Source organism: Sphingosinicella terrae (assembly GCF_003347635.1).
Classification (GTDB): Bacteria; Pseudomonadota; Alphaproteobacteria; order Sphingomonadales; family Sphingomonadaceae; genus Allosphingosinicella; species Allosphingosinicella terrae.
This window is the reverse complement of the sequence record NZ_QDFY01000001.1, coordinates 460,736-480,132: the sequence shown is the minus strand read 5'-3', so window position 1 is coordinate 480,132 and position 19,397 is coordinate 460,736. Positions and strand designations below refer to the sequence as shown.

The following is a 19,397-nucleotide window of genomic DNA, read 5'->3' as shown; positions in this document are numbered from 1 at the left end:
GGCCGGCGCCGGCATTCTCCCGGGCGCGCCGCGGCGCTATAAGAAGCACCGGACCAGCGGTCAACTGGAGTGCCCACGGCCGGAATTCAACCCCGAAAGATGCGTCGCCTCGGTCCGGAACCCGCTGCCCCCGGTGTCGTTTCGTCGGGGAACCAGCGCAGGGAGAGGCCCGCATGGAATTGCTGACACCGCTAGAGACGCTGTGCCGTCTGATCCTTCGAGCCAAGGAGCTCGAGGCGCAGGTGCCCGCGCAGGATCCGGACGAGGATGCCGACGATGTCGACGACCTCGACGATGACGGCGATCAGGCGCTGTCGACGCTCGAGGACGAGCTCAACACCTCGGTCGAGGAGGAGGTCACGGCGGTACTCGACGACCTCGCCGATGACCAGCTTGTCGAGACCGTGGCCCTGGCCTGGGTCGGCCGCGGCACATACGACGCCTCCGAGTGGGAGGACGCGGTGGCGGAGGCGACCGATCTCGATGCCGACGAAAGGATCGACGAGCTGCTCGACATGCCGCTGCTGGCGTCCCACCTCGAGGCGGGGCTCGCGGCGTTCGACTATAGCTGCGAAGGCGTCGGCCAGAACGATTGAGGCAGGACGCCTATCGTCGGGATGATGGCACTTTGTCCTGCAACGCCCTACCCGCGGAACGGATAGTCCCTCACCTTGTCCCACGGCCCGTCCCGGTAGCGCCACGTCGCGAGCGCGCGGACGGCAAGCGGACGAGGCTCGAAGGTTGCGCGCAGTTGCTGCTGCAATTGCCGGGCCAACCGCGGCTCGACCTTGTTCTGGACGGTGACATGCGGCCGCCACGGCGCCTGGTCCTGGGGCGTCAGCAGGCCGTGCAGCGTCTCGGCGAGCTCGGCGTGGATCGCCTCGAGCGCATCGCTGACGACCCTGAGGGCGGTGCCGCCGCCGAGATCGACGATTCCGGCGATTGCCGCGCGCGGCGGCGGGGCGGCCGCCACCTGGGCCAGCCGCGCGGAAAGCTCGCCCTCGGCGCTCGGCGGAAGCTGCCGGAACAAGGTGAGATGGGCGGGGACGCGGTTGAGATCGGCGGGATAATGTTCGCGCCGCATCTGCTGGATCCAGCCATCATCGCCGGGGCCGAACAAGGCGGTGACGATCAGCGGCGCGGCCAGCTCAGACCTCGACCTGGGCGCCGAGCTCGACGACGCGATTGGGCGGCAGCCTGAAGAACTCCATCGCGCTCTCGGCGTTTCGAAGCATCCAGGCGAACAGTTTCTCCCGCCACAGCGCCATGCCCGGCCGCTCCGAAGCGATCAGGGTCTGCCGCGCAAGGAAGAAGCTGGTGTCCATCATCTTGAACTCGGCGCCGCAGCGTTCGACCTTCGCCAGCGCCGCCGGGATGTCGGTTTCCTGCATGAAGCCGTAGCGGATGATCAGCCGATAGAAGCCGCTGCCCAGCTCCTCCAGGTCGAAGCTCTTGTCGCGGTCGACATAGGGCACGTCCTCGATCCGAACGGTGAGCAGCATGACTCGCTCGTGCAGCACCTTGTTGTGCTTGAGATTGTGGAGCAGCGAATGCGGCACCCCCTCGGTCGAGGTGGTGAGGAAGACGGCGGTGCCGGGCACCCGCACCGCGCTCTTGCCGGCGGACTTGATGAAGATCGGCAGCGGGATCGCCGCCTCGTCCATCCGCTCGATCATCAGCTTGCGGCCGCGTGCCCAGGTGGTGAGCATGGTGAAGCCGATCAGGCCGATGAGCAGCGGGAACCAGCCGCCATCCGGAATCTTGGTCAGGTTCGCCGCAAAGTAAGTGATGTCGACGATGAAGAAGATGGCGAGCAGCGGGACAGACGCCCAGGACGGCCATTTCCACAGCGAGAACAGCACGACCGCGAGCAGGCAGGTGTCGATCAGCATCGCCCCGGTCACGGCGACGCCGTAGGCGGCGGCGAGGTTGCTCGAATTCTGGAAGAACAGCACCAGCATGATGACGAGCACCATCAGGGCATTGTTGATCACCGGGATGTAGATCTGCCCGGCCGCCCGCGCGCTGGTGTGGGTGATCCGCATCCTCGGCACGAAGCCGAGCTGGATCGCCTGGTGGGTGACCGAGAAGGCGCCCGAGATCACCGCCTGGCTCGCGACGATGGTGGCCAGGGTGGCGATGAACACCAAAGGCAGGCGAAACCATTCCGGGGCGAGCAGGAAGAAGGGGTTGGTGACCGTCGCCGGATTGTCGATGAGCATCGCCCCCTGCCCCATGTAATTGAGCATCAGCGCCGGCATGACGAACAGGGTCCAGGCGTTGCGGATGGGCTTGCGTCCGAAATGGCCCATGTCGGCATAGAGGGCCTCGGTACCGGTCACGGCCAGCACGACCGAGCCCAGGGCAAGGAAGCCGAGCCATTTGTCGATGAGGAAGAAATTGAGCGCATACCAGGGGTTGAGCGCCCACAGGATGTCGGGATGCTTGACGATGCTGAGCGTTCCGAGCACCGCCAGGGTGGAGAAATAGACCAGAACCACCGGGCCGAACATGGCGCCTACCCGGGCCGTGCCGGTGCGCTGGATCAGGAACAGGCCGACCAGGATGGCGATGGCGATCGGGATGACGAGCGGCTGCAGCCCGGTCTGGACCACCGTCAGCCCCTCCACCGCCGACAGGACGGAGATGGCCGGCGTGATCATGCTGTCGCCGTAGAAGAGCGCACAGGCGAAGACGCCGAGCAGGACGATGCCGGTCGACCAGCGCACATTGGCCTTGCGAGAGATGAGGGCGAGCAGCGCCAGGCTGCCGCCCTCCCCCTTATTGTCGGCGCGGGTAAGGATGGTGATATATTTGATGCTCACCACCAGCATCATCGACCAGAAGATCAGCGAAATAACGCCGTAGACCTGGATCCGGTTGATCGGCAGCGGGTGTGCGCCGGCGAAGGTCTCGCGCAGCGCATAAAGCGGGCTCGTGCCGATGTCGCCGAATACGACGCCGAGCGCGAGCAAGGTCAGGCCGACGATGCTGCCTTGCGGCGCATGGTGCCCGGCGGAATTCTCCGCGGGCGGAAGGGTGGCGGCGCTATCGCTCATCGGTCAGGATCGGAAGAACGTCCGACTTTCCTCTATTGGCGCCCTGACCGTGCCAAGACGGCGCGCGGGTTAGCACCGCCCGACTCCCTTCGCAACGGACGACAACCCCCATGCGCGGCGGTATAGCCCGTCCATTCGCCCAGATACAGGGAGTCCCCTATGCGCGTCGGTGTCCCAAAAGAGATCAAGATCCACGAATATCGCGTCGGCCTCACCCCGGCCTCGGTCGCCGAGCTGGTCGCCGCCGGCCATGAGGTCGTCGTCGAAACCAGCGCCGGTGTCGGCATCGACTTTTCCGACCAGGACTATCTCGACGCAGGCGCGACGATCGCGCCGACCGCGGCAGAGGTGTTCGCCGCCGCCGACATGATCGTCAAGGTCAAGGAACCGCAGCCGCAGGAGATCGCGCTGCTGGAGCCGCGCCACGTCCTGTTCACCTATCTGCATCTCGCCCCGGATCCGGAGCAGACGCAGGGGCTGATCCGGTCAGGCGCCACTTGCATCGCCTATGAGACCGTCACGGCCGACGATCGCTCGCTGCCGTTGCTCAAGCCGATGTCCGAGGTCGCCGGCCGCATGTCGATCCAGGTCGGCGCCCATTATCTCGAGAAGGAGCAGGGCGGCCGCGGCGTCCTGCTCGGCGGCGTCCCCGGCGTCGCCCCGGCGAAGGTGACCATCCTCGGCGGCGGCATATCCGGGGTCAACGCCGCCCAGATGGCGGTCGGCATGCGCGCCGACGTCACCATCTACGACATCTCCAATGCCCGCCTCGCCGAGCTCGACATGTTCTTCGGCAGCCAGATCAAGACCGCCTACGCCTCCCGCGCTGCCATCGCGAAGGCGGTCGCCAAGTCGGAGCTGGTGATCGGCGCGGTGCTGATCCCGGGCGCCGCCGCGCCCAAGCTGGTCACCCGTGACATGCTCGGAACGATGAAGCGGGGATCGGTCCTCGTCGACATCTCGATCGACCAGGGCGGCTGCTTCGAAACCTCGCGGCCGACCACCCACAGCGATCCGGTCTACGAGGTGGACGGGATCATTCATTATTGCGTCGCCAACATGCCGGGGGCGGTCGCCCGCACGTCGGCCTTCGCGCTCAACAATGCCACCCTGCCCTTCGTGCTCAAGCTCGCCAATCTCGGCGCGCCGGAGGCGATGAAGGCGGACCCGCATCTCGCCAACGGGCTCAACGTCTCGGGCGGGAAGATCCGGCACCAGGCGGTGGCGCAGGCGCTGGGGCTCCCGTTCGAGAAGGCCGCCTAGCCCGGGGTCCCGCCCCGCCCGCTAGACGGCGGCTGGTTCGGTGAACTTGATCTGGTTGCCGAAGGGGTCGACGATCCGGAAATCGCGATTGCCCCAGGGCCTGCGCTCGAGCGGCTGAGTGATCCGCGCACCCCGCGAGCCGAGGTCCGACTCGAGCCGCTCGATCTCCTCGACGAAGATATGCAGCGAGACCGGCGTCGACGCATCGCCGTCGCTGAACAGATGCAGCGCGACATCGTCTCTCTGCACCACCGCATAATTGCCCTGGGGCATCCGGCTCATCGTGCGGAACCCTAGCTGCCCGTCATAATAAGCGAGCGCCCGGTCGAGATCGTCGACCGGAAGCTCGGGGGCGGCGCGAACGAGCCGGGGCGCCGGGGCGGCGGTCATCTCATTCTCCTCGTCCGGAGCCTCGAGCGGACGAGAATAGTGGAGACGAGAGACCTTGCCTACTGCTCGTCGAGGCTAGCGGGGCGGCGGGGACGGCGCCGGAGCCGGAGCTGGACCCGGCGCGGATGCACTCGGCGCCGGCGCCAGGCCCTGCATCGCCCGCGCTTGCTGGAGCGCCTGGATCTGCTGCTCGACCATCGGCCGCCAACTCGCGTCGGCAGGCGCATCGGCGAGGATCCGGCGCCAGAGCTGCTCGGCCTGGTCGAAATTGCCCGCCTGGGCGAGCGCCAGGCCGAAATAATAAGGCGGCGCCGGATGCTCGGGCGCGATCCGCTGCGCCCGACGGAACGCCATCTCGGCCGCGGGCGTGATCATGCCGTCGGCATGGGCGACCAGGGCGGAGCCGAGCCCGACCCACAGGTCCGGATCCTGCGGCGAGTCGCGAAGGCCGCTCTGGATCACCTGGACGGCGCCCTGGGTGTCGCCGCGGCGGGCATAGCCTTCCGACATGGTCAGCCAGAAGGAGGCGCGGTCGAACTGGCCCATCATCTCGCCGCGGGTGCGGGCGAAGTCGCTATCGGGCACCGGCTGACGCTCGGGCGGCGGCTTGGGGCTGCCTTCCTGGGCCGGCCGCCCCTGCATGGCGTAACCGGCGAGGGCGACCAGCAGGGTGGCGCCGAGCAGCTGCAGCGCGGCCTTGTCGCGGCGGAAGAAGGGCCACAGAGCCGCCGCGGTGAGGGCGGCGAGCACCAGTATCGAGACCCAACCCATCAGCCGCGCCTCCGACGGAAGCGCTTGCGGGCCAGCCAGACGCCGAGGGCGACCAGCAGAACCGGCGCTGCCCAGAGCGGCCAGGTCACCGGCTCGAGCGGCGGATCATAAGTCACCCAATTGCCGTAGCGCGCGACCAGCCAGTCGCGGATCTGATCGGGCGTCTCGCCGGCCTCGATGCGCTGGCGAATCAGCGCGCGCATGTCCCCCGCCATCTCCGCATCGCTGTCCGCAATCGACTGTCCCTGGCAGACGAGGCAGCGCACCGTCTCCATCAGCGCCTTGGCCTGCCGCTCCTGCGCAGGGTCCGCCAGCTGGGTGTGGGCATAGCGGGCCGCCGGCATGAGCGAATCGGCGAGCGCCGGGGTGGCTGCGAGGGCAAGGCAGGCAAGGAGAGCGCTTAGCATGCCCCTCCCTGAGAGATTCTTCGGGAAGATGCCCCTCATCGCGCGGCCTCCCAGGCGGCGGCCAGTGCGGGCACGTCCTGCGGATTGATCGCGCCGATATGCTGGTGACGGATGATGCCGTTGCCGTCGACGATGAACGTCTCGGGCACGCCCGCCGAGCCTAAGGCGAGCTGGACCTGGCGGTCATTGTCGGCGCCGATCGTCGCGAACGGATCGCCATAGGCGCGCAGGAAGGCGGCGAGGTCCTCGGGGCGGTCGCGAACGGCGATGCCGTCGATCGGAATGCCGCGGCGGGCGAGCGCGTCGAGCTGCGCGGCCTCGGCCCGGCAGGGGATGCACCAGCTGGCGAAGATGTTGACCAGGCGCGGCTGGCCGCGGCGCAGGGTCTCGCTCGACAGGCCCGGGCGGCCGCCCAACGCCGGATCGAGCCGGAATTCCGGCACCGGTTGGCCGATCAGCCGCGAGGGCACGGTTCTCTGCGACGGCGAATAGAGGCTGACGGCGAAGACGGCGAGGAAGACGGCGAAGACCGCGAGCGGTGCCCACAGGATGAGACGGCGGCTCATGCCAGCGCCTCCTGGAGCCGCGGCTGTGGGCTCTTGCGCCGCAGCCGCCCGATCAGGGCGAGCAGACCGCCGAGTGCGACGAGGCCGCCGCCGAGCCAGATCAGGGTCACGAACGGCTTCCACCAGAGGCGAAGCTGCCAGCGCCCCTGCGCGTCCGGCTCACCGATGGCGACGTAGAGCTGGCCGTCCCACACGGTCGCGATCGCCGCCTCGCTGGTCGGTGTCGGCGGTGTGCTGAACATCCGCGCCTGCGGGGCGAGCGCCACCGGCCGGCCGCCGCCGCGGCTGGCGGTGAGCCGCGCCTCAATCGCGGTCCAATTGGGGCCGGCGACCGGCTCGACGCTCTCGAAGCGGACGCTGAACGGGCCGACCCTCATGATCTGGCCGGGGCTTGCCGCCACCAACGTCTCCTTGGTGAAGGCAGCCTCGGAGGCCATGCCGGCCAGGGTCACGGCGATGCCGAAATGGGCGACGACCATGCCCCAGATGAAGAGCGGCGTCCGGCGCAGGTTGCGCTTCCACAGGGGCGCGAGGCTGGCCACGCCGACCCCGGCTGCGAGGACGAGGCCGAGCAAGGGCAGGATGCGGATTCCGGGGACGAGCAGGACCACGAGGAGCAAGGCCGCCGCCGTCACCAGGATCGGCACGGCGAGGCGCTGCGCCAGCGCCTTCAGACGATCGCTCCGCCAGCGCAGCAGCGCGCCGACGCCCATCACCGCGACGAGCACCAGGGCGATCGGCCCGGCGGCGGCGTTGAAATAGGGTGGGCCAACCGAGAGCTTCTCGCCGGTCACAGCTTCGACCGCGAGCGGATAGAGCGTGCCGACGAAGACCACGCCCAGGATCGCCGACAGCAGCAGGTTGTTGACCACCAGCGCGCCTTCGCGGCTGACGAAGTCGAAGCGCGATCCCTCCTTCACCGTGCCGACGCGAAGACCGAACAGCGCCAGTGCGCCGCCGATATAGAGGAGCAGGAGGATCAGGATGAAGGCGCCGCGGCGCGGATCGACGGCGAAGGCGTGGACGCTGGTGAGGATGCCCGATCGCACCAGGAAGGTGCCTATCATAGACATCGAGAAGGCGACGACGGCGAGCATGACCGTCCAGGCCCGCAGGCCGTCGCGGGTGGCGAGGACCGTGACGCTGTGCAGCAAGGCGGTGGCCGCGAGCCAGGGCATGAGCGAGGCGTTCTCGACCGGATCCCAGAACCACCAGCCGCCCCAGCCCAGCTCGTAATAGGCCCAGTAGGAGCCGGCGGTGATTCCGAGGGTGAGGAAGATCCAGGCGCCGAGCACCCAGGGCCGCATCGCCCGGGCGAAGGCGGGGCCGACGTCGCGGGTGATGAGCGCCCCAACCGCGAAGGAGAAGGCGACCGAGATGCCGACATAGCCGAAATAGAGGGTCGGAGGATGGAAGGCGAGACCGGGATCCTGGAGCAAAGGATTGAGGCCGTTGCCCTCGACCGGAACCGGCGACAGGCGGGTGAAGGGATTGGAGGCGAAGAGCAGGAAGGCGTAGAAACCCAGCCCGATCGCCGCCTGGGCGGCCAGGGTGGCGATCAGCGTGTCCTGGCGCAGGCGCCGCTCGAGCAGGGCGACGGCTCCGCCGGCGACCGCCAGCACGGTAATCCAGAGCAGCATCGAGCCTTCGTGATTGCCCCAGGCGCCGGCGAACTTGTACAGCCAGGGCTTGGCCGAATGGCTGTTGGCGGCGACCAGCTGGACCGACAGATCGGTGCGCAGGAACAGCCAGATGAGCGCGAGGAAAGCGATGGCGGCGAGCACGCCCTGCGCCACCGCCAGCGGCCGGACGACGCGCAGCAGCCCTTCGCCGCCCGGCCTGAGCGCGGCCGCGCCGAGGAAGAGCTGCAGCAGCGACAAGGATGCCGCCAGCCACAAGGCCGCAAGCCCCCCTTCAGCGATCATTCGAGCGATTCCGTCTTGTGCTGGCCCTGCGGCCCGAGCTGCGGGGGCATGTAATTCTCGTCATGCTTGGCGAGGATCTCCGTGGCGACGAAGCTGCCGTCCGGCTGAAAGCGGCCTTCGGCGACGACACCGCTATTCTCCTGGAACAGGTCGGGCGTGATTCCGGTGAAGCGGACCGGGATGGTCGACTCGGTCTCGTCGCCGACGACGAAATCGATGGTGACGCCGTCGGGATGGCGCCGGATCGAGCCGCCCCGGACCATGCCGCCGATGCGCACGGCACGATCGAGGGGAAGGCCGCGGCGCTCGACGTCGGCGGGTGCGTAGAAGAAAGCGGCCTGGTCGCGCATCGCCGACATGGCCAGCAGCACCGCGCCGACCACGGCGACGAGGGCGACGACGAGCAGGACGAGACGCTGGTTCTTAGGCTTCACGGCCCCGCCCCAGCTTCTCCGCTTCCTTCTCCGCACGCCGCATCGCGACCCAGCTCCACACGGTCAGGCCGGCGATTCCGGCCACCGCCACGATGTAGGCGCCGATGACGAAAGGCCAGTGGTTCATTTCGCCGCCATCCGCTTCATCCGCGCCTCGATCTTGTTGCGGGCGAGCTCGGCACGCATCCGCATCAGCACGATCGCGCCGAACAGCAGTCCGAAGCCCAGAGCGGCGCCGAGCAAGGGCCACAGCATCGGCCCGGCAATGGTCGATGTGCCGCGCACGAAGCTGATGCTCTGCCCCTGGTGGAGCGTGTTCCACCACACCACCGAATAATGAATGATCGGGATATTGACCGCGCCGACGAGCCCGAAGATCGCGCTCACCCGTCCTTCCCCGCCTTTGTCCTTCTCGGCCGCCGCGAGTGCGACATAGCCGAGATAGAGGAAGAGGAGGACCAGCATCGAGGTCATCCGTCCGTCCCACTCCCAATAGGTGCCCCAGGTCGGCCGACCCCACAGCGATCCGGTGGCGAGGCAGACGAAGGTGAAGGCCGCGCCCGGAACCGCCACCGCCCGCGCGGCCACGGCAGCGAGCGGATGGCGCCAGATCAGTTGCATCAGGCTGGCGAACGCGATGCCGGTCCAGCCACCCATGCCCAGCCAGGCGGCGGGAACGTGGACGTAGAGGATGCGCACGCTCTCGCCCTGCAGCCGCTCGGGCGGCGCGTAGAACAGGCCGAAGGCCAAGGCGACGAGGATCAGCACGGCCCCGGACCAGCCCAGCCAGGCCGTCAGGGGTCGCGCCAATTTGAGGAAACGGGTCGGATTCGCGTAGACGTGCATCGGTCGGCGCCCCGTGTAGCCGAGGCTTGGCCAAACCGGAAGATGGTGGAACCAAAAGGGCAAGTCGGCGTTGCGGGGACCCGCCGCCCCTCCCCTTGAGCTTTGGCCTTTCCTCGCGCAGGGGGGCGAGCTTCATGGACGTTTCCGTCGCTCAGCCGCCGGCGCAGAGCCGCCCGCTCGGGATCGCCGCCCGGCTCGGGGCGGCGCTCGCCTTCGCGGTGATGGCGGCGATGATCAAGCTCTCCCACGAGGCCGGGATCGGGCTCGCGGAGATCGCCTTCTACCGCTTCGCCTTTGGGCTGCCGCCTTTGCTCGCCTGGATGGCGGCGACCGGCAATCTCGGTGCGTGGCGGACGAAACGGCCCTTCGCCCATATCGGCCGCGCCGCGATCGGGCTGACGACGATGGTGATGGGGTTCAGCGCGCTGGGCTACCTGCCCCTCGCCGAAGCGACGACGATCAGCTTCGCGGCGCCGCTCTTCTCGGTGATCCTGTCGGCGCTGGTCCTCGCCGAGCCGGTCGGCCGTCACCGCTGGAGCGCGGTCGCCCTGGGCCTCCTCGGCGTCACCATCGTGATGCAGCCGAGCGGATCGGCGCTGCCGCCGGAAGGGCTGGCGCTCGCGCTGGGCGGCGCGCTCGGGGTCGCCGCGGTCACGATCACCATCCGCCAGATCGGCCGCACCGAGAGCACGCCGACCACGGTCCTGTGGTTCACAGGGCTTTCGACCCTGGTGCTGGGCCTGCTCATTCCCTTCTACGGCGAGGCGCATGCGCCGTCCGAATGGCTGATCCTGGCGGTGATGGGGCTGACCGGCGGCATCGGCCAATTGTGCCTGACCGCCTCGTTGCGCTTCGCGCCGGTCGCCGTGGTGGTGCCGCTCGATTATGTCCAGCTGCTCTGGGTGGTGCTGCTCGGCTGGCTGATCTGGAGCACCCACCCGCCGGCGACCACCTGGGCGGGCGCCGCCGTCATCATCGGCAGCGGCCTCTACACCATCTATCGCGAGCACCGGCTGGGCCGCGACAAGCCGCACCGGGCCGGGCTCGAAGTCTGATCCGTCCGGCCTCACCGAATAAAATAATCGAAAATACCTAGGGTCGGCAAAGGGCGGAGATATCGCTCTAGCCGCTAGTATATTGATTCGGTTCTATTTTCTGCTCGCCCGCTGCGGCAGCGGGTGCCCCAGGGAATGCGTGGACTTCGACCGGCGCGTGCACGACCCGCGCCCGTTTTTCGAGGCGCAGGCACCGCATTCGACCCGCCGCGCGTTGCGCAGGGAGGAGATGGACATGGCAGCTTCGAAAGACCTGAAAGTGGTGATCACCGGCGCGTCGAGCGGGATCGGCGCAGCGACGGCAGAGGCGTTCGCCCGTGAGGGCGCGCGGATCGTCCTCGCGGCGCGCAGCGCGGAGGCGCTGGAGGCGGTGGCCGAGCGCTGTCGCCAACATGGCGCGGAGGTGCTGACGGTTCCCACCGACGTCACCGACGCGGCGGCCGTGGCGGCGCTCGCCCGGGAGGCGCGGAACCGGCTCGGCGGGATCGATCTGTGGTTCAGCAATGTCGGCGTCGGTGCGGTCGGCAAGTTCCACGAAGTGCCGATCGAGGCGCATCACCGCGTCATCGAGTCGAACCTGATCGGGCACGTCAACGACGCTCATGCGGTGCTGCCGATCTTCCTCGAGCAAGGGCGCGGCACCTTCGTCAACATGATCTCGGCCGGAGCCTTCGTGCCGGCGCCCTGGGCCGCCGCCTACAGCGCGAGCAAGTTCGGCCTGCGCGGCTTCTCGCAGGCGCTGCGCGGAGAACTGTCCGCCTATCCCGACATCCACGTCTGCGACGTCTATCCGACCTTCGTCGACACGCCGGCGATGCGCCATGCCGGCAATTATGTCGGACGCGCGACTTCGGTGCCGCCAGGCGTGCTCGATCCTCGCACCGTCGCGAAAGCGGTCGTCCGGCTGGCCGATCGCCCCCGGCCGACGACGGTGCTCGGTGCGCCCGCGGCGGCGATGAAGCTCGTCCAGCTGCTCGCCCCGAATGCGGGCGCCGCCGCGATGAACCTGTTCATGCGCCTCTATTTCGAACGCGCCGGGCGCGCAGCGGTGAGCGCCGGCAACCTCTTCGCCCCGCCCGCCGACGACGGGCAGGTGGACGGCGGTTTTCGCAAGCCGCGGCAGAGGCGTGCCGCCGCCGCGGTTGCGGCGACCCTTGGGGTCGGCGCGATCGTCGGAGGAATATTGTGGAGCCGCCGCCGGGAAGCGGCGGGTTAGCCGAGACGACCGGCATCTCCATCGCCACGCAGGCCGGGCGAAGGACGCGGGCGCCGAGGCCGAGGCAGCTTCGGTCGCTTCGCTCAGGGTCGGCCGATCGCGGGATCCGGCGGGATGGCGAGGGCCCGGACGGGAGCCTCGCCCTGCCCCGGCTCAGCCGCGTCCGATCAGGCGCCGGGCCATGTCGTCGGCGACCGCAGCAGCGTTGCGACCGGTGGCGATGCTTTCGTCCCAGATCGTCTCGAGCCGCCCGGGGATCGCCTCGATCCGTCCGCGGACGGTATCGGCGTCGCCGTCGCCGACATATTCGGTCGAGACGTTGATGATGCCGCCGGCATTGATGACATAGTCGGGCGCGTAGAGGATGCCGCGCTGGTGGATGCGGTCGCCATCCTCGGGGGTGGCGAGCTGATTGTTGGCGCCGCCGGCGACGACGGTCGTGCGCAGGCGCGGGATCGACTGCTCGTCCAGGATGGCGCCGAGCGCGTTCGGGCTGACCACGTCCGCCTCGAGGAAGAGCACCTCGTCCGGCGCGACCACGGTGCCGCCGACCTCGTCGGCAAGGCGGCGGGCGCGATCGCCATCGATGTCGGCGATGCTGAGCCGGGCGCCATCGGCCGCGGCGCGGCGGGCGACCCCGCCGGCGACGCTGCCGGCGCCCTGGAGGGCGATATGGACGCCCGCCAGGCTGTCACGGCCGAGCGCGCGCTTCGCCGCGGCGCAGATGCCGAGATAGACGCCGTAGCTGGTATGGGGCCCCGGATCGCCGCCGACCTCGCCCTCGCCCACCGGCAGGCCGGCAACGTGGCGGGTCTGCTTCGAGATGGCGGAGAGGTCGGCAACGCTCATGCCGACATCCTCGGCCGTGACGTAGCGGCCGGCGAGCGCCTCGACGGCGCGGCCGAAGGCGGCAAGCATCTCCGGCGTCTTGGTCCGCTGCGAATCGGCGAGGATCACCGCCTTGCCGCCGCCGAGGGGCAGGCCGGCCATCGCATTCTTGTAGCTCATGCCGCGCGACAGGCGCAGCGCATCGACGACGGCGTCGCCGGACTTGGCATAGTGCCAGAAGCGAACGCCGCCGCCGACCGGGCCGAGATGGCTGGAATGGATCGCGATCAGCGCGCGCAGGCCGCTCTCCCGATCGTGGATGAACTGGACGAGCTCATGCTCGTCGAAATCGGGAGAATCCCAAAGCGAATCCATTGATTTTCCTGTTTCCCCGCAGGGGGATGATGGGGCGACCGACGGGACTTGAACCCGCGACCCTCGGTACCACAAACCGATGCTCTAACCAGCTGAGCTACGGTCGCCATGCATGTGATGCTGCGGGCACATAGGAGCCGGGGTGGTCCAGCGTCAAGGATCGGAGTCGCCCTGGCTGAGGATCGCGAAGATGCGCTTCGCACCTTGGCAGCCACCGTCAGCTTTCGGCGCATCCATGAGAGCGCCTCGCCTACACGACCAGGCGATATCCGATGCCGGGCTCGTTCCGGATCAGGCTCGGCGTCGACAGATCCGGCTCCAGCTTCCTGCGGACGCCGCGTGCGGCGACGCGGAGATATTCCACATCGCGCTCATGAGCCGGGCCCCAGACGGCGCGGAGCAGCTGAGCGTGCGTGACGACCCGACCTGCATGGCGGGCCAGTTCGGCGAGAAAGCCATATTCCTTGGGTGCCAGATGGATTTCTTCGCCGGACCGGGTGATGCGGCGGGCCAGGAGGTCGATCGTGACGTTGCCGGCGGTGACCACGGGGGCGTCCGTCGCGAGGCGATGGCGGAGCGCGGTGCGGATACGGGCGAGAACCTCCTCGGTGTCGAATGGCTTCGTGACATAGTCGTCGGCGCCGAGATCGAGCGCGATGACCTTCTGGTCGGTCGCCTCTCGCGCCGAGATGACGAGCACGGCGGCGCCGCCGGCCTTCATCAGAGGCACCAGCTCCAGGCCATCCCGATCGGGCAGGCCGAGATCGAGCAGCACGGCCACCGGCTTATCGATCTGGAGCGAGGAGAGCGCTTCCCTCGCATTCTCGGCTTCCACGACACGGTAGCCGGCGCGCTCCATCGCGAGCCCGAGCAATCGGCGGATTGCGCGCTCATCGTCGACGATGAGTATTCTTTGTTCGCCGGTCATGCCGTCGCGCCGGTCTTCACGAGAAGGGTTTCGGGGAACCGGATCATGAAGCAGGCGCCGCGCGGATCGTCGCGATTGAGGGCGGCGACGCCCAGACCCATGGCTTCGGCGAATCCCTTGACGATGGCGAGGCCGAGGCCGGTTCCGCCCTTGCGATCGGAGCCCTCCATCCGGGTGAAGGTCTCGAACACCCTGGTCTCGTCGCCCGGCGGCAGCCCGGGGCCCTGGTCGATGACGGACAGGCTGATGCCGTCCCGCATCCTTCGCGCCGTGACTTCGATGGGTGTCCCGGCATCGGCATATTTGGCGGAATTCTCCAGCAGGTTGATCAGGCAATGGTGGAACAGCTGCGGATCGACTCGGACGAGCGGAAGCTCCGGCGAGACGTCCAGCTTGATCGCATGACCTCCCAGCTGCCGCTTCAGATCGTGCGCGGCAGTGGCGACGGCATCCGTGAGGTCGACCGGCTCGAGGGACAGGCGCAGGGCTCCGGCCTCGATCCGCGCCATATCGAGCAGGTTGGCGATGAAACGGTTGAGCCGTTCGGCCTCGGCGTGGATCGAGGCGATCAGGTCGGGATCGGCCACCTCGGACTGCTTGAGCTCGGAAATCGAGCCGAGGATGGTCGTCAGCGGAGTCCGCAGATCGTGACCTACGGAGGAGAGCAGAGCTGCGCGTAGACGGTCTCGCTCCTTCAGCTGGGTGATCGTGGACATCTCCGCTGCCAGCCCGATCCGCTCCAGAGCCAAGGCGGCCTGGTCCAGCAAGCTGAGAAGCAGCGGGAGCTGATCGGATCGGATCGGATCCCCGCCCTGAGCCCTGGCCAGGCCGAACACGCCCAGCACGTTCTCCCCCGCTGCGAGCGGATGGAACAGCCAGTCGGAAGCCGTCAGCGTCTCCGACCCGCGGCCGGCCGGCTGCCTGTGCTCGAACGCCCAGTGCGCCGCGGCCTGCTCGATCGTCTCCAGGCGGTTTTCCGGCGGCACCGCGGAGACAAGCTCGAGGCCCTTCTTGCTCGGGAGCAGGAGGACGGTGTCGACCTCGAGCAGCCGGCAAACCTCACCGCACAGGATCGTCCCCAGTTCGTTGCGGTCGGTGGTCGTCGTGAGGGACCGGGCGAACCCCGCCAGAACGGCGTTCTGGCCGGCGCTGCGCTGTGCCAGGTCGGCCTGCGCCCGGATGCGCGCGGCGAGCTGGCTGGTCACGAACGCCACGCCAAGCAGCACCAGCACGGTCAGGATATTCTGCGGATCCTGGATCGTGAACGTGTAGAGCGGCGGGATGAAGAAGAAATTATAGGCCAGCGAGGAGAGAAGGCTGGTGAACAGGCCCGTGCGGAGCCCGTAGCGCGTCGCGGCGGCCATGACCGGAATGAGGAAGAGAAGGCCGATATTGGTGATGCTGCCAAGCGCGTAGATGGTAGCGCCGGCGGCGGTGACGAGTGCCACCAGGGCGGCTGAAAGCCCGTAGCCGCTCGGTCTACCCCAGGCGTCGGCGGAGCGGTCGATCTTCTTCGATGGCGGCGGCGCCGTCCCCTGCGGCTCATCGAAGGGAAGAACGTGGACGGTGACGCCGGGCGTTTCACGGACGAGCCTGTCGACGACCGAGCCATGGCGAAGCTCGAACCACCGCGAGCGGGCCGATTTGGCGACCACCAGCTGGGTGGCTCGGGCTTCCTCGGTGAAGCGCTTGATGCCTTCAACGACGTTGGTCGCGGGCACGGACGCGACTTGCGCTCCCAGCTGGCTGGCAAGCCGCATCGTCGCGGCGAGGCGCCGCTGCTCGTCCTCGCCGAACCGGGCGCTGCGCGGCCTCTCGATATGGACGGCGGTCCACGGTGCCCGCTGCGCATCGGCGATGCGCTTGGCCGCCCGTACCAGCCCCTCGGCGCTCGCAAGCTCGCTCACGGCCACGACGATCCGCTCGCCGCCTGCCCAGGTGCCGGCCAGGGCATGGGCGCGAAGGTAATCGAGCATCTGGGCATCGACGGCCTGGGCGGCGCGGCGCAGGGCAAGCTCGCGAAGCGCGGACAGGTTCGACTTCGAAAAGAAGTGGCCGAGCGCCCGCGTCGCCTCGTGCGGAATGTAGACCTTCCCTTCCTTCAGCCGCTCGATCAGCTCGTCGGGCGGAATGTCGACCACCTCGATCTCGGCATTCTCGAGCACGCGGTCCGGCACCGTTTCACGAACGCGAACCTTGGTGAAGGACGCGACGACATCGTTCAGGCTTTCGAGATGCTGAATGTTCACGGCCGAATAAACGTCGATGCCGGCTGCAAGGATTTCCTCGACGTCCTGATAGCGTTTCGGATGGCGGCTACCCGGGGCATTGGTGTGGGCGAGCTCGTCGACCAGGACCAGGGCCGGTCGCCGCGCGAGGATGGCGTCGATGTCCATCTCGGCGAGGGTGCGCCCTTGATACTCGATCTCGCGACGCGGGACGATCTCGAAGCCCTCGACGAGCGCTTCGGTCTCGACCCGGCCGTGAGTCTCGACCACGCCGACGACGACGTCCAGCCCGCCGCGACGGCGGTTGGCGCCGTCGCTCAACATCTCGAAGGTCTTGCCGACGCCCGGTGCGGCGCCGAGAAAGAGCTTGAGACGGCCGCGGCCCTCCTGCGCGGCTTCGCGCAGAAGGGCCTCCGGGGAAGGACGCGGGATTTCGCTTGGGGCGCGCCGGTTCACGGCCGCGATTGTGGCGCCATCCGGTCCAGCTGTCGATTGAGCCGCAACACATTCACATGGGATTCGCCGAGCACGCCCAGAGTAGGGTGATCGATCGACCGTTCGACCAGCTGGCGCAACGCCTGCGGCGGCATCCCGCGCGCCGAGGCGATGCGATCGACCTGCGCCATGGCCATTGCCGGCGAAATGTCCGGGTCGAGGCCTGAGCCCGAGGCGGTCGCCATGTGGGCGGGCACCGGTCCGGTGACACCGTCGGCGCGCGCGGCGGCGACCCGCTCGACGACCGCCGCCTCGAGATCGGCGGACGTGGGACCGAGATTGGAGCCCGATGAGGCTGACGCGTCATAGCCGTCGCCAGCGGCAGAAGGGCGCGGGTGGAAATAGCGGGGCGAGACGAAGCCCTGCCCAACCAGCTCCGACCCGACGATGATGTCGCCTTCGCGAACCAGGCTGCCATTCGCCTGATGCGGGAAAACGGCCTGAGCGATGGCGGTGATCGCGAGCGGGTAGATAAGGCCGGTGATCAGCGCCAGCAGGACGAAGATGCCGATCGCCGGGCGAAGCGCGCCTTTGATGTCGTTGCTCATAGGTCTTTCCTTAAGCGAGGCCGAGGCCGTTGACGGCGATGTCGATGAGCTTGATGCCGATGAACGGAGCGACGATGCCGCCGACCCCGTATATGGCCAGGTTGCGCCGCAGGATCTGCGCGGCGGGCGCCGGGCGGTACCGGACCCCCTTGAGCGCCAGCGGCACCAGTGCCGGGATGATCAACGCATTGAAGATGATCGCCGACAGGATCGCGCTTTGCGAACTTTCCAGCCCCATGACGTTGAAGATGCCGAGGCTGGGATAGAGGATGACGAAGATCGCCGGGATGATCGCGAAATATTTGGCCACGTCGTTCGCCACGGAGAACGTCGTCAGGGCTCCTCGAGTCATCAGCAGCTGCTTGCCGAGGCCTACGACCTCGATGAGCTTGGTCGGGTCGCTGTCGAGATCGACCATGTTGCCCGCCTCGCGCGCCGCCTGGGTGCCGGTGTTCATGGTGAGCCCGACATCGGCCTGAGCGAGCGCCGGAGCGTCGTTGGTGCCGTCGCCGCACATGGCGACGAGGCGTCCTCCGATCTGCTCGCGCCGGATCAGGGCCAGCTTGTCCTCGGGTGTCGCCTCGGCGAGGAAATCGTCGACGCCTGCCTCCGCCGCGATCGCTGCCGCCGTCATCGGGTTGTCGCCGGTGATCATCACCGTTCGTATGCCCATGCGCCTGAGCTCGGCGAAACGCTCGCGCATGCCGGCCTTGAGGATGTCCTTGAGGTGAAGGATGCCGAGGAGGCGCCCGTCACGCTCGACGGCAAGCGGCGTGCCGCCGGATCGGGCAATCTCCTCGGTGATCCGGCGAAGCTCCGCCGCCGCAGCGCTGTCGGCCGCGCCGGGCGTATGGGCCAGGATGGCATCGACCGCGCCCTTGCGGATACGGGATCCGTCGACCTCCACGCCGGACAATCGAGTCTGGGCGGTGAACGGATCGAACTTGGCTTCTTGCGGCAATTGCCGTTCCGGCAGGCCGTATCTCTCCCTTGCCAAAGCGACGATCGAGCGACCCTCGGGCGTCTCGTCGGCGAGGCTGGCCAGATACGCGGCCTCGGCCAGCTCGGTGGCGGAGACGCCGCTCACCGGCCGGAACTCCGTCGCGCGGCGGTCGCCGATCGTGACCGTACCGGTCTTGTCGAGCAGGATGACGTCGATGTCGCCGGCCGCCTCGACGGCCCGGCCGGACTTGGCAAGCACGTTGAAGCGCACCAAGCGGTCCATGCCCGCGATTCCGATCGCCGACAGCAGGGCGGCGATGGTGGTCGGGATGAGCGTGATCAGCAGCGCCGCAAGCAAAGGCACGGCGATCGAGCCGCCGGCATAGGCCGCGAAGCTGGGGATGGTCGAGACCGCGATCAGGAAGATGATGGTGAGTCCGACGAGCAGGATCGTCAGCGCAATCTCGTTCGGCGTCTTTTGGCGCTGGGCGCCTTCGACGAGCGCGATCATCCGGTCGAGAAAGCCCTGTCCGGGTTCCTGTGACACGCGCACCTTGATCCAATCGGAGATGACGCGGGTACCCGCCGTCACCGCCGAGCGGTCTCCGCCCGCTTCGCGGATCACCGGGGCGGACTCGCCGGTGATCGCCGCTTCGTTGACGGAGGCCACGCCTTCGACCACCTCGCCGTCGGCAGGGATCAGGTCGTTGGTCTCGACCAAGACCCGATCGCCCGCCATCAGCCGGGTGGCGGGGACACGATCCCAGACGTCGCCGACGCCGATGAGCTGCTTCGCCCACAGCTGCGCCTTCGTGTCGCGCAGCGAATCGGCCTGGGCCTTGCCGCGCCCCTCTGCCAGCGCTTCGGCGAAATTGCCGAACAGCACCGTCAGCCAGAGCCACAAGACGAGCTGGACCTGGAAGCCGATCGACGCCGCCACGTGACCGGAAGCGAGCAATACGGTGAGCAACAGCGCCACGATCGCGGTCGCGAACATGACCGGGTTGCGGACCAGCTGCCTGGGATCGAGCTTGCGGAAGGACCCGACGATGGCGGGTCCCATCAGCTCCCAGCTGAAGACCGACAAACGCTTTGGAGGATGGTAGGACATGAGTTCGCCC

Annotated in this window: 19 protein-coding genes and 1 tRNA gene; 4 read left to right on the top strand and 16 right to left on the bottom strand. The window is 68.3% G+C overall.

Going from position 1 to position 19,397, the window contains the following annotated elements; genetic code table 11:
* The first annotated feature begins 173 nt into the window (after positions 1 to 173).
* Positions 174 to 596 carry a DUF3775 domain-containing protein gene (locus DDE10_RS02270; RefSeq protein ID WP_114951081.1) on the top strand — a complete coding sequence of 141 codons (423 nt, stop codon included), beginning with the start codon at positions 174 to 176 and terminating at the stop codon, positions 594 to 596.
* 47 nt (positions 597 to 643) lie between these two features.
* Here DDE10_RS02270 and DDE10_RS02265 read toward each other — a convergent pair whose 3' ends face one another.
* Together DDE10_RS02265 and DDE10_RS02260 are read right to left on the bottom strand one after the other, a co-directional pair.
* Positions 644 to 1,120 (bottom strand): 2'-5' RNA ligase family protein, encoded by a 477-nt coding sequence (locus DDE10_RS02265; protein ID WP_349356528.1) that lies wholly within the window; start codon positions 1,118 to 1,120, stop codon positions 644 to 646.
* Positions 1,121 to 1,148: 28 nt separating this feature from the next.
* The gene (locus DDE10_RS02260) at positions 1,149 to 3,059 is read right to left on the bottom strand and encodes a potassium transporter Kup (protein WP_114951080.1); all 1,911 of its coding nucleotides are present in this window, start codon (positions 3,057 to 3,059) and stop codon (positions 1,149 to 1,151) included.
* 159 nt (positions 3,060 to 3,218) lie between these two features.
* On the opposite strand from DDE10_RS02260, the gene ald reads away from it, so the two are divergent.
* On the top strand, positions 3,219 to 4,322 hold the full coding sequence (gene ald, locus DDE10_RS02255) for an alanine dehydrogenase (RefSeq protein ID WP_114951079.1): 1,104 nt from the start codon (positions 3,219 to 3,221) through the stop codon (positions 4,320 to 4,322).
* 21 nt (positions 4,323 to 4,343) lie between these two features.
* On the opposite strand, the gene DDE10_RS02250 is transcribed toward ald, so the two are convergent.
* The 8 genes from DDE10_RS02250 to ccmC form a co-directional block, all read right to left on the bottom strand.
* Positions 4,344 to 4,712: a glyoxalase superfamily protein gene (locus tag DDE10_RS02250; protein ID WP_114951078.1), complete on the bottom strand. Its 369-nt coding sequence runs from the start codon at positions 4,710 to 4,712 to the stop codon at positions 4,344 to 4,346.
* Positions 4,713 to 4,787: 75 nt separating this feature from the next.
* A complete protein-coding gene (locus DDE10_RS02245) occupies positions 4,788 to 5,483 on the bottom strand; it encodes a tetratricopeptide repeat protein (RefSeq protein ID WP_114951077.1) in 696 nt (231 codons plus the stop codon).
* Positions 5,483 to 5,890, bottom strand: a complete 408-nt coding sequence (locus tag DDE10_RS02240) for a cytochrome c-type biogenesis protein (protein ID WP_114951076.1) — start codon at positions 5,888 to 5,890, stop codon at positions 5,483 to 5,485. The genes DDE10_RS02245 and DDE10_RS02240 overlap by 1 nt, the downstream gene beginning before the upstream one ends.
* Positions 5,891 to 5,925: 35 nt before the next feature.
* Positions 5,926 to 6,456, bottom strand: a complete 531-nt coding sequence (locus tag DDE10_RS02235) for a DsbE family thiol:disulfide interchange protein (protein WP_114951075.1) — start codon at positions 6,454 to 6,456, stop codon at positions 5,926 to 5,928.
* Complete coding sequence (locus tag DDE10_RS02230) at positions 6,453 to 8,381, bottom strand: heme lyase CcmF/NrfE family subunit (RefSeq protein WP_114951074.1); 1,929 nt, start codon at positions 8,379 to 8,381, stop codon at positions 6,453 to 6,455. The genes DDE10_RS02235 and DDE10_RS02230 overlap by 4 nt, the downstream gene beginning before the upstream one ends.
* Complete coding sequence (gene ccmE, locus DDE10_RS02225; RefSeq protein WP_114951073.1) at positions 8,378 to 8,815, bottom strand: cytochrome c maturation protein CcmE; 438 nt, start codon at positions 8,813 to 8,815, stop codon at positions 8,378 to 8,380. Before ccmE ends, DDE10_RS02230 begins: the two co-directional genes overlap by 4 nt.
* Complete coding sequence (locus DDE10_RS02220) at positions 8,805 to 8,942, bottom strand: heme exporter protein CcmD (RefSeq protein ID WP_114951072.1); 138 nt, start codon at positions 8,940 to 8,942, stop codon at positions 8,805 to 8,807. Before DDE10_RS02220 ends, ccmE begins: the two co-directional genes overlap by 11 nt.
* Positions 8,939 to 9,661: a heme ABC transporter permease CcmC gene (gene ccmC / locus DDE10_RS02215; protein ID WP_114951071.1), complete on the bottom strand. Its 723-nt coding sequence runs from the start codon at positions 9,659 to 9,661 to the stop codon at positions 8,939 to 8,941. The genes DDE10_RS02220 and ccmC overlap by 4 nt, the downstream gene beginning before the upstream one ends.
* A gap of 134 nt (positions 9,662 to 9,795) precedes the next feature.
* On the opposite strand from ccmC, the gene DDE10_RS02210 reads away from it, so the two are divergent.
* Together DDE10_RS02210 and DDE10_RS02205 are read left to right on the top strand one after the other, a co-directional pair.
* Entirely contained in the window at positions 9,796 to 10,716 is a 921-nt protein-coding gene (locus DDE10_RS02210) for a DMT family transporter (RefSeq protein ID WP_114951070.1), read from the top strand.
* Positions 10,717 to 10,951: 235 nt separating this feature from the next.
* A complete protein-coding gene (locus DDE10_RS02205; protein ID WP_114951688.1) occupies positions 10,952 to 11,932 on the top strand; it encodes an SDR family oxidoreductase in 981 nt (326 codons plus the stop codon).
* Between the two features lie 153 nt (positions 11,933 to 12,085).
* On the opposite strand, the gene DDE10_RS02200 is transcribed toward DDE10_RS02205, so the two are convergent.
* The 6 genes from DDE10_RS02200 to kdpB form a co-directional block, all read right to left on the bottom strand.
* Positions 12,086 to 13,135 carry a Glu/Leu/Phe/Val dehydrogenase dimerization domain-containing protein gene (locus tag DDE10_RS02200; protein WP_114951069.1) on the bottom strand — a complete coding sequence of 350 codons (1,050 nt, stop codon included), beginning with the start codon at positions 13,133 to 13,135 and terminating at the stop codon, positions 12,086 to 12,088.
* 30 nt (positions 13,136 to 13,165) lie between these two features.
* A tRNA-His gene (locus DDE10_RS02195) sits at positions 13,166 to 13,242 on the bottom strand.
* A 143-nt stretch (positions 13,243 to 13,385) separates the two neighbouring features.
* Positions 13,386 to 14,063 (bottom strand): response regulator, encoded by a 678-nt coding sequence (locus DDE10_RS02190; protein ID WP_114951068.1) that lies wholly within the window; start codon positions 14,061 to 14,063, stop codon positions 13,386 to 13,388.
* On the bottom strand, positions 14,060 to 16,747 hold the full coding sequence (locus DDE10_RS02185) for a sensor histidine kinase (RefSeq protein ID WP_114951067.1): 2,688 nt from the start codon (positions 16,745 to 16,747) through the stop codon (positions 14,060 to 14,062). The genes DDE10_RS02190 and DDE10_RS02185 overlap by 4 nt, the downstream gene beginning before the upstream one ends.
* Positions 16,744 to 17,334, bottom strand: coding sequence for a potassium-transporting ATPase subunit KdpC (gene kdpC, locus DDE10_RS02180; protein ID WP_114951066.1), 591 nt, complete (start codon positions 17,332 to 17,334; stop codon positions 16,744 to 16,746). The genes DDE10_RS02185 and kdpC overlap by 4 nt, the downstream gene beginning before the upstream one ends.
* A gap of 10 nt (positions 17,335 to 17,344) precedes the next feature.
* The gene (gene kdpB / locus DDE10_RS02175; protein ID WP_114951065.1) at positions 17,345 to 19,387 is read right to left on the bottom strand and encodes a potassium-transporting ATPase subunit KdpB; all 2,043 of its coding nucleotides are present in this window, start codon (positions 19,385 to 19,387) and stop codon (positions 17,345 to 17,347) included.
* Positions 19,388 to 19,397 lie beyond the last annotated feature (10 nt).